This window comes from uncultured Aquabacterium sp., from assembly GCF_913773725.1.
Lineage (GTDB): Bacteria > Pseudomonadota > Gammaproteobacteria > Burkholderiales > Burkholderiaceae_C > Aquabacterium.
Map to the genome: position 1 here is coordinate 1 of NZ_CAJYGK010000130.1, position 3609 is coordinate 3609.

Annotated in this window: 5 protein-coding genes; 3 read left to right on the forward strand and 2 right to left on the reverse strand. The window is 67.0% G+C overall.

Annotated elements, in window-relative coordinates:
* Positions 1 to 158 precede the first annotated feature (158 nt).
* The 3 genes from QZ709_RS15530 (at position 159) to tadA (ending at position 1981) form a co-directional block, all read left to right on the forward strand.
* Positions 159 to 626 (forward strand): DMT family transporter, encoded by a 468-nt coding sequence (locus QZ709_RS15530; protein ID WP_294638301.1) that lies wholly within the window; start codon positions 159 to 161, stop codon positions 624 to 626.
* Positions 627 to 761: 135 nt separating this feature from the next.
* Positions 762 to 1376 (forward strand): 2'-5' RNA ligase family protein, encoded by a 615-nt coding sequence (locus QZ709_RS15535; protein WP_294638297.1) that lies wholly within the window; start codon positions 762 to 764, stop codon positions 1374 to 1376.
* Complete coding sequence (gene tadA / locus QZ709_RS15540) at positions 1373 to 1981, forward strand: tRNA adenosine(34) deaminase TadA (protein WP_294638298.1); 609 nt, start codon at positions 1373 to 1375, stop codon at positions 1979 to 1981. The genes QZ709_RS15535 and tadA overlap by 4 nt, the downstream gene beginning before the upstream one ends.
* A gap of 42 nt (positions 1982 to 2023) precedes the next feature.
* On the opposite strand, the gene QZ709_RS15545 is transcribed toward tadA, so the two are convergent.
* Both QZ709_RS15545 and QZ709_RS15550 read right to left on the reverse strand, forming a co-directional pair.
* Entirely contained in the window at positions 2024 to 2488 is a 465-nt protein-coding gene (locus QZ709_RS15545) for a ribonuclease HI family protein (protein WP_294638299.1), read from the reverse strand.
* Positions 2475 to 3488, reverse strand: a complete 1014-nt coding sequence (locus QZ709_RS15550; protein ID WP_294638300.1) for a DUF72 domain-containing protein — start codon at positions 3486 to 3488, stop codon at positions 2475 to 2477. The genes QZ709_RS15545 and QZ709_RS15550 overlap by 14 nt, the downstream gene beginning before the upstream one ends.
* Between the last annotated feature and the right edge of the window lie 121 nt (positions 3489 to 3609).

Sequence of the window (3609 nt, forward strand, 5' to 3'; positions counted from 1 at the left end):
CGAAAGTTACGTCCTGCTCGTCAGGGCTGAGGCGCCTGACTCACCGTTCTCAATGGGTCAATTCACCCCGGCCAGGTGGAGCAGTTTGGGTGGCCATGGGTGGGGCAGTTTGGGTGGCCGCCGGGGATGTATCAACATCACTTGTCGGGCTGATCGCCATGGCGATTGCCATGCTTGCCGGCGCTGCCGTGCCGTTCCAGGCGGCGAGCAACGCTGCTTTGGGACGCGCTCTGGGGCACCCGCTGTGGGCCACCCTGTCGTCGCTGGTCGTGAGCCTGGTTGTTGTCGCCGTTCTTTTGGTGGTGGCGCGCGTGCCCGCGCCGACCTTCGGCATGGCGGCCCAAGGCCCGGCGTGGCTGTGGCTCGGAGGTGTCGCAGGCGTGGCTTACATCACCGCGGCATTGATGCTGACGCCGAAGCTGGGGGCAGCCAGCTTCATCGTGTGTGTCATTGCTGGCCAGATGCTGGCGTCGCTGGCGATCGACCATCTGGGGCTGATGCGACTACCGCAGAGACCGGCCGGAGCGTGGCGGGTGGCCGGCATCGGACTGATCCTGCTCGGCATGGTGGTTGTGCAGATGAGCAGCACCACGGGCAATCCGAGCACGGGGTCAGCTTCCTCCTGAAGCATCGAGGCGCTTTCTGGCCATGTCACGGTCTCCGCGAATGGCCGGCGCGGGGCTTTCCGGTGTCTCGCGGGCGGCTTCAGGCGAAACGCAGGCAGAATGCGGGCCCTTGGCAGGAGTCAGGAGGGCGCCACCGTGTCAGGACAACTTTCGCTGGACGGGTTTGCCGAGAGCAGCCTGCAGCCTTACAGCCTGTTCTTCGCGCTGCTGCCCGATGCCATCGCAGCAGGCCAGGCAGCAGGAGTGGCCGCCGAGTTGGCGCGGTCCCAAGAGACGCAGACCCGGTCCGATCGGACGGCACGCTTCCACGTCACCTTGTTCCACGTCGGGCACTTTGCAGGGGAGATTCCTGCGGGCACGCTGGATGCGGCGCGGGCCGTGGCAGACGGGCTCTCGATGTCCCCATTCGACATCGGCTTCGACCACGTGGGCCACTTTGCCGGTAAGCCCGGCAATTTGCCCATGGTGCTGCTCGGTGCCGAGTCTCAGCCGGCCTTGATGGCCTTCCAGGCGACCTTGCAGGACCGGTTGCTGCGCGCAGGGCTGACGGCGGGCGTGGTGCACAAGCGCTTCACGCCGCACCTCACGCTGTTCTACGGCCGCCAGCCCATCGAAACCCGTCCCATCGAGCCCATTCGCTGGCACGTGGATTCCTTCGTTCTGCTGCGCAGCGTCATCGGGCAGAGCCGTTACATTGAAGAAGGGCGCTGGCGGCTCGATGCGCCCGCTTCGACATCTGACACACCGTGACCGATCCTCTGTCTTCATCAAGCGACGAGTTCGCCATGCGTCTGGCGCTGGACCAGGCGCAGAACGCCTGGCTGGCCGGCGAGGTCCCTGTCGGTGCGGTGATCATGCGGGCGGGGCAGGTGGTGGCCACCGGCTACAACCGACCGATCACCACGCACGACCCGACCGCCCACGCCGAGATCGTGGCCCTGCGGCATGCCGCGCAGTTGCTCGAGAACTATCGCCTGCCCGAGTGCGAGCTCTTTGTCACCCTCGAGCCCTGTGCCATGTGCGCCATGGCGTTGATGCATGCGCGCTTCAAGCGGGTGGTGTTCGCGGCCACGGATCCCAAGACCGGCGTGGCCGGCTCGGTGCTGGACCTCTTCGCCAACCGCCAGTTGAACCATCACACCGCGATTGTCGGGGGGGTGCTGGCGGAGCCCGCGAGCGTCATGCTCAAGCAGTTCTTCGCCGAGCGACGCGCCCAGATCAAGGCGGAGCGCGACGCTCGCAGGGCCGTTGCGGCCCGCCAGGCCTTGCACGGGCTGGAGGTGATCGAGGAAGCGCCCTTGTTGCCGGTGGCGCACGTGGTCGAGCTGCCCGCGGAGCCGCCCGAGACGTCCTGATCTCCGTGCTTGTCACGAGCGGGCTGCTGCCCGACTGGAGGCTCAGCGTTTGAGCTTGCGCCGTCCCTTCGGGGGCTTCGCAGGCTTGGGTGCCATGCCCAGCGCTGCGCGCGCCAGCCTGTCCGCTTCCTGATTTCGATGTCGTGGCACCCAACTCAGCCAGTGGGATGCGAACGTGGTGAGCAGGGTGCGAGCGTCCAACAGCGGCGCATGCAGCCTGACCGGATCGGGCGCGTTGGCGCACGCACCCAGCTGTTTGGCGATCAGGTCACTGTCGGTGTAGACCGCGATGGCCTGCGCCCCCAGTTCGCGCGCAAGCCGCAGCCCGGCCAGGAGCGCCTGGACCTCTGCCTCGTTGTTGCAGCCGGCGTTGGCCAGTTTCTCCGACACGGTGTGACGTGTGCCATCGGGTGACACCAATATCGCCCCGATCCCCATGCGTCCTGGATTCGGCACTGCGCTGCCGTCGCTGTGCAGGCGCCATGGCAGGGGTTCAAGCTCGGCCATCGTTCCCCCCGCTTTCCACGGGCTGCGGCCCGCACAGGGCTTCGGCGAGCGCCACGACCGACAGCGGTGCACAGCCCTCGGCCTTGTTGCTGATCGAGACGTAGGCAGGCAAGCCGGCGCCTGTCGTGGCGCGGATCACGCGTGCCAGCGTGTCCCTTGTGTCCGCGTCGGCATCCTGGATGTGGTCGAAAGGCGCGTACAGATCCCGCGCTGCCTCGTAGCCGTACGCCCCATGACGACGGTGCAGATTCCACCGGCACACGAGAGGGGCGGGCCACAGCGCCCGCAGCAGCGGCAATTGCTCCTCGATGGTGGGCATGCGTGCATGCAGTCCCAGGCAGTAGGTCGCCCCTGCAGCCTTCAGCACGTCGGCGAGTTCGCGCGTCACCAGGCTGGCGTCCCTCAGTTCCACTGCCATCACGGCGTGCGGGGCGGTGGGCATCAACGAGGGCAGGGTGGCCAACAGGTGAGCAAGATGGTCATACAACTTTTGTGGCTGCCGCACCCACTCCGGCGGCAGCGGGCTCAACTGGAACACCAGGGCGCCGATCTTGTGTCGCAGGCCCTCCAGCGCCGGCCGGACGAACTCGCGCTCTGCGAGAGCGGGGTCGAGGAAGAGCGGGTTGTGCCGCCGCCCCCGCCCGTGCTCGTCCCGTATCAGCGCGTCACTGACCGAGGCGGGTGCCTTGACGATGAAACGAAAGTCATCCGGCACCTGCGCGGCGTACTCTGCAAACTGCGAAGCCGTCAGCGCTTTGTACAGATTGCGGTCGACGCTCACCGTGCGCATCAGAGGGTGCTCGCTGTAGGCGCTCAGCCCGTGCCGTGACAGCACCCGTTCGCTGAGGTCCGTGGCCCAGATGTGCCCGGTCCAACCCGGGTAGGTCCATGACGAGGTACCCAGGTGCGCCAGCCGCGGAAGCCGATGTGCCAGTGCCCGCACCGCGTCGGGCACGTCGGCCAGCCGAACGGGCTGGGCCTTGCCTCGGGGCGCAGGCATTCTCGCGGGCCCGGCCACTTTGGCGGCGGGCTCGGTCGCCTGGGGTGCGCCAAAGAGATCGTCCTGCATCGGTGTGGAGCGTAGCAAACAAAAAAGTTCCGGTGTCAAGCGTTTTTTGAAA